This window comes from Candidatus Synechococcus spongiarum SH4 (assembly GCF_000586015.1).
GTDB classification, from domain to species: domain Bacteria; phylum Cyanobacteriota; class Cyanobacteriia; order PCC-6307; family Cyanobiaceae; genus Synechococcus_B; species Synechococcus_B spongiarum_F.
The window spans coordinates 1-5,187 of the sequence record NZ_JENA01000114.1 but is presented as its reverse complement, the minus strand read 5'-3'; the positions used below and the strand labels follow the sequence as shown (position 1 = coordinate 5,187).

At 62.6% G+C, this 5,187-nt stretch carries 6 protein-coding genes; 4 read left to right on the top strand and 2 right to left on the bottom strand.

The window, feature by feature from the left end; all coding sequences use genetic code 11:
* Positions 1–153: 153 nt before the first annotated feature.
* The 3 genes from BG35_RS10640 to BG35_RS0106175 are packed head-to-tail and all read left to right on the top strand — an operon-like array spanning position 154 to position 2,536.
* Positions 154–654: an LptA/OstA family protein gene (locus tag BG35_RS10640; protein WP_051506178.1), complete on the top strand. Its 501-nt coding sequence runs from the start codon at positions 154–156 to the stop codon at positions 652–654.
* Complete coding sequence (gene lptB, locus BG35_RS0106180; protein WP_025782143.1) at positions 651–1,379, top strand: LPS export ABC transporter ATP-binding protein; 729 nt, start codon at positions 651–653, stop codon at positions 1,377–1,379. The genes BG35_RS10640 and lptB overlap by 4 nt, the downstream gene beginning before the upstream one ends.
* Complete coding sequence (locus BG35_RS0106175; protein ID WP_025782142.1) at positions 1,379–2,536, top strand: LptF/LptG family permease; 1,158 nt, start codon at positions 1,379–1,381, stop codon at positions 2,534–2,536. The genes lptB and BG35_RS0106175 overlap by 1 nt, the downstream gene beginning before the upstream one ends.
* On the opposite strand, the gene glmU is transcribed toward BG35_RS0106175, so the two are convergent.
* Together glmU and queG are read right to left on the bottom strand one after the other, a co-directional pair.
* The gene (glmU, locus tag BG35_RS0106170; RefSeq protein ID WP_025782141.1) at positions 2,533–3,942 is read right to left on the bottom strand and encodes a bifunctional UDP-N-acetylglucosamine diphosphorylase/glucosamine-1-phosphate N-acetyltransferase GlmU; all 1,410 of its coding nucleotides are present in this window, start codon (positions 3,940–3,942) and stop codon (positions 2,533–2,535) included. The genes BG35_RS0106175 and glmU overlap by 4 nt on opposite strands.
* A 51-nt stretch (positions 3,943–3,993) precedes the next feature.
* A complete protein-coding gene (gene queG / locus BG35_RS0106165; RefSeq protein ID WP_025782140.1) occupies positions 3,994–4,929 on the bottom strand; it encodes a tRNA epoxyqueuosine(34) reductase QueG in 936 nt (311 codons plus the stop codon).
* 67 nt (positions 4,930–4,996) lie between these two features.
* Between queG and BG35_RS14175 the strand changes: the two genes are divergently transcribed.
* Positions 4,997–5,187 (top strand): AAA family ATPase (locus BG35_RS14175; protein WP_152535198.1); only part of this gene is annotated, 191 nt, incomplete at its 3' end.

Here is a 5,187-nt window from a genome sequence, read left to right as displayed (position 1 = left end):
CTCCTCTTCTGATATGGCAAGGGGCTGGGGGATAACCACCACTGCGGGACCTTCCCCAGGGAGATCCATGGAGCGCGAATCTTCCCAACTTCCCTGAGAAGAACGTATCCACAACTCGAACTCGGGTAAACTAGGAACCCAGGCGATGCAGGCATGCCAGCAGTGATCAATCCATCCTGGTTCCGACCAACCTGGCTGGTGCTGCTGACGGCTCTAGCCACCACAACAGTCCGGCCAGGCCAGGCCAGGCCGGCCCACGTCTCGTCCGCCGGTTCCTTGCCGGCCCTGGCCCAGACCGCTGGCGCCAACCCTGGCGGACAACCACCACCCGGCGGCCGGATCACCATCCGTTCCCACCAGCAGGAGATGAATGAGGAGAAAGGCATCCTCACGGCGGAGGGACGGGTGCTGATCACCTACCCGGCCTACAACCTCACCGCCACGGCTGACCACGCCCAGTACTTCACCCGGGAGGGAAGGCTGATCCTCAACGGCAGCGTGGAGGTGATGCAAAACGGGGGCAACAGAATTCGCGGCGAGCGACTGGTGTACACGGAGCAATCCCGGACATTTGTTGTGGAAGCCAAGCCGGGCGAGCAGGTACATAGCACCTACAACCTGCCTTCTCCCCGCCAGGAGGGCCTGGCTCCATGAGCCTGGAATTGAAGGGTATCAACCTGAGCCTGGGTGGCCGTCGGTTGATTCAATCACTGGACATGCAACTGGAGCAGGGTGAAGTGGTTGGTCTCCTGGGACCCAACGGGGCAGGAAAGACCACCACCTTTAACCTGATCATTGGTCAGTTGCAGCCGGACCAGGGGGACGTTGTTCTGGACGGTTGCCCCATCACGACGCTCACCATGCCCCAGCGCGCCAGGATGGGGCTGGGCTATCTGCCCCAGGAGGCCAGCGTATTCCGCTCCCTCACGGTGGGGGAGAATCTGCTCCTCAGCCTGGAGCAATCCCGGTTGGCGGCGCCCGAGCGCCGTCAACGGCTCAATGAACTCGTTGCGGATTTCCACCTGGAGCCCTTTCTGCAACGGCGCGGCGCCCAGCTTTCCGGTGGTGAACGGCGCCGGACTGAAGTGGCCAGGGCCCTGGCGGTGGGCGGCCATGGTCCCCGCTATTTGCTGCTGGACGAGCCCTTTGCCGGCGTGGATCCGCTGGCGGTCCATGATTTGCAGAGCCTGATCCTGCGCCTCAAGCAGAAACAGGTGGGGTTACTCATCACGGACCACAACGTGCGGGAAACCCTCTCCATCACAGATCGCGCCTATATTCTCAACCAAGGCGCCGTCCTGGCGTCCGGTTCTTCCCATGCTGTGGCCCGTGATCCGTTGGTCAAGCAGCACTACCTGGGCGAAAGCTTCACCATTTGATGGTTTCCCTATCCCCTCCGACTCGCCGCCTGAGCCTTCTGGATCGCTGGCTCTATGGCGAGTTGCTGGGTCCGTTGCTGTTCGGGGTGGGCATCTTCAGCGTGCTGCTGGTAACCGTTGACGTCCTGTTTGAACTGGTGCGCAGAGTTGTGGAAGACGGCTTGCCTCTTGCACCGGCGCTTCAGGTGCTCATCCTGCAACTGCCGGGCTTGATGGTCTATACCTTCCCCATGGCCATGCTGTTGGGCACACTGCTCACCTACAGCAAGCTTTCCAGTTGCAATGAACTCATTGCCCTGCGCAGCGTCGGCGTACCCACCGGACGTTATGTGCTGCCCGCCCTGGTGTTGGGGCTGTTCTTCAGTGTGGCCAGCTTCATGGTCAACGATCTGGTGGTGCCCAGAAGCAACCACAGCTCCTTTGTGGTCTTACAAACCGCCCTGGGACGGGCCGTCCCCAAAAGCAGAGGTGAGCACATCATCTATCCTCACCACGGCAGAATTGCCACGGAAGATGGTGGTTCTCGTCGTAGCCTGGCGCAACTGTTCTACGCCGCCGAGGCCGTGGACGGTCACATGAAAGACATCATCGTGCTGGACATGAGTCGCCCCGGCATCCTTCAGGTGGTGCAGGCCCGGGAGGCCTACTTCGATCAGGAGCAGGGCAGTTTGTTGTTTCTTGACGGCACGACCACCTCTCTTGCCAATGAGGGGGGCGCCCAGTCCCGGATCAGTTTTGAGGAGCAACTTTACCCCATTGGGGATACCCCCTTGCGCCTGGCGGAGATACCCACGGATCCCGACAGCATGACTGTTGTCCAAATCCGCAAGTATCAGACTCTGCTTGAGGAGACAGGCAATCTGCAACAGGCGCGTAAGTTCAGTGTCCGTCTTCAGGAGAAATTTTCGTTTCCCTTGAGTTGCATTGTGTTTGCCCTTGTAGGCTCCAGCATCGGCGCCCAGTCCGTTGGCAATTCACGGAATCGCAGCAAGGGATTTGGCATCAGCCTGATCATCATCTTTGGCTACTACCTGCTCTCGTTTCTCTTCAGTTCCTTTGGCGTACATGGGATTCTTCCTCCTTATGTCTCTGCCTGGGGGCCGGTTGCCATTGGACTCGCGGCAGGTCTGGTTCTTCTTCGACAATCCAGCCGCTAGGGTGACGACTTGGTCTTCTCCCCCGCCTCCGACACGGAACCGGAACGGTGGGGGGCTGCTGGCTTGCGCCAGTCCTTTTTTTCCACCTGACGGCAGCGGGCAATGGCCAGGCCATCATCCGCCACGTCTTTGGTGATGGTGGAGCCGGCCGCCACGGTCACGTCACGTCCCAACGTCACAGGAGCCACAAGTACGGAATTGGCGCCAATGCTGCTGCCCTCCCCGATAGTGGTGGGGTGCTTGCCGGTCCCGTCAAAATTGGCCGTGATGGTCCCGGCGCCCACGTTGACGCCACGCCCCAACCGGGCATCCCCCAGGTAGCTCAGATGGCCGGCCTTAACGTCAGCGCCCAGGCGACTGTTTTTCACTTCCACGAAGTTGCCCACCTTGCAGCGCTCCTCCAGCACCGCCCCTGGCCGCAGATGGGCAAACGGTCCAACGATGCTACCCCGGGCCAGCCGGGCCTGGCGCACCACGGAAAACGTCACCTCCACCTCCGCCTCAAGCTGGCTGTCCTCGATCAGGGTACTGGGACCAATACGGCAGCCGTCCCCGATGCTGTTGCTGCCCCGGAAATGGGTCTGGGGTTCCACCACCACGTCCCGGCCAAAGCGGGTGTCAGGGCTGAGGCTACAGCTTGCGGGATCCAGGAAGCTGACGCCAGCCGCCAGCCACTGCTGCCGGAGCCGCTGCTGCAACACCTGCTCACAGGCCGCCAGTTGGCCGCGGTCGTTGACGCCGCTGATTTCCGTTGCGTCCTCCGCCGTGAGCTGGGTGGCCGGATTCAGGAGACCCACCGCATCGGTGAGGTAAAGCTCCCCCTGTTGGTTGTCCGCCTTGAGCCGGGGAAGCACCGCGGCCACCGAAGGCCAATGGAAGCAGTACACCCCAGCGTTAATGAGCCCGTTACGGCGCTGTTCATCGGTACAGTCCCGGTCTTCTACAATGGCGGTCACCCGCTGCCGGTCGTCACAAAACACCCGTCCGTAGCCCCGGGGATCCTCCAGACGGGCGGTCAGAATGGTTACGGCGCTGCCGCTCCGGTGATGGTGGTCCACCAACCGGCGCAGGGTGGCGTTGCGCAGCAGGGGAACGTCCCCGTTGAGCACCAGCAGGGCGCCGGTAAAGTCCGCCAGGGGTTGCAGGAGTTGCTGGACACTGTGGCCTGTTCCCCGCTGGGGCTGCTGCAGGACAAACTCCACCTGCTGGTGACGGTGCTGCACGTGCTGTTGCACCCGCTCCGCCTGGTGACCCACCACCAGCAAGCGCCGGTGGGGGTTCAAGGGTTCACAAGACTGCAAGACCCAGTCCACCAACGTGGCGCCCGCCAAGGGTTGAAGCACCTTGGGATGGGCACTGCGCATGCGCGTCCCCTTCCCCGCCGCCAAAATGGCAACCGCCAACATCTGTCCCGTGTCCACTGGCGCCAGCCATGGTAGATGGCTGGCCCAGTCTCATCAAGACTGGCCGGTGACCGCGGTGCGGATATTGCGGCGCCACATCCAGGGCTTGATGCGCCGCAGGGCCGATCCCCGCAGTTTCTCGTCCCAAGTGGCGTCATCCCAACCAAGCAACTGCTCCGCATTGGCCGTGAGCATCCAGTCCGCCGGCTGACGTTCAGGGTCCACTGTGGGGGTGACCGTCCGGTTCCAGGGGCAAACCTGTTGGCAAAGATCACAGCCGGCAATCCAGCCCCGTAACCCCTGGGCCACGTCGACAGGCAGGGCAGGGCTGCGGTTTTCAATGGTGTGAAAGGCGATGCAGGCCCGGCTGTCCACCACGAAGGGTTCGGGAATGGCGCCCGTGGGGCACACCTGCAAGCAGCGGCGGCAACGGCCACAGAGGGGAGTCTGGGGACCATCCGCCGGCAACTCCAGGGTGGTAAGCAGGTGGCCCAGCAAGAGCCAGGAGCCATGGCGAGGATGGATCAAATTGCTGTGTTTGCCAATCCAGCCGATTCCCGCCGCCTCCGCCCAGGCCTTATCCATCAGCGGGGCGCTGTCCACACAGGCCCGCCAGCGGCAATCCGGTTGCTGCTGACTTAACCAGCGACCCAGGCGACCCAGGCGGCGGTCAATGGTGCGGTGATAGTCCCGCCCCCAGCCGTAGCGGGCAATGGACAGCACGCCGGGGCGCTGTTGTTGGTCGGTCCAATAGTTCAGCCCCACCGCCAACAGACTGCGCACCCCCGGCAGCAGACTGTTGACGTGGCGACGCCGGGGATCCGCCATCCAGCCCAGAGAGGCCTGATACCCCGCCTGCAGCCAACGCTCCAGGGCTGCGGTGCGGGCAGGCAGCGCCGCCGGCTGATCCACCCGGGCGATGCCCGCCACCACAAACCCCATGGCCAAAGCCTTCTCCTTAAGCTGGGTGGCGAGGCGGGAGGCATTCATGGTCGTGGCTGAGGCCAACCCCCAAGGGCTGGCTTATCCATGATGCCGCCCTGGCGCCCATCGATCCATGGCCATATCATGCATGCAGTGGCGGAGCAGATCGATGCACAAGTCAACGGAGCGGCGATCATGGAAGTTAGACCGTGTGGAGATCGAGAACTATCGCGCAATCGGGAAGCTGCACTTGCCGCTGGATCGCGACCTGACGGTTCTTCACGGGGAGAACGGACATGGCAAAACCAGTGTCTTGAGCGCAAT

Bases quoted from the DNA above. Each gene is read 5' to 3' on its own strand.
- BG35_RS0106175 (WP_025782142.1), top strand. From the start codon at position 1,379: ATGGTTTCCCTATCCCCTCCGACTCGCCGCCTGAGCCTTCTGGATCGC.
- queG (WP_025782140.1), bottom strand. From the start codon at position 4,929: ATGAATGCCTCCCGCCTCGCCACCCAGCTTAAGGAGAAGGCTTTGGCC.
- glmU (WP_025782141.1), bottom strand. From the start codon at position 3,942: ATGTTGGCGGTTGCCATTTTGGCGGCGGGGAAGGGGACGCGCATGCGC.
- lptB (WP_025782143.1), top strand. From the start codon at position 651: ATGAGCCTGGAATTGAAGGGTATCAACCTGAGCCTGGGTGGCCGTCGG.
- BG35_RS10640 (WP_051506178.1), top strand. From the start codon at position 154: ATGCCAGCAGTGATCAATCCATCCTGGTTCCGACCAACCTGGCTGGTG.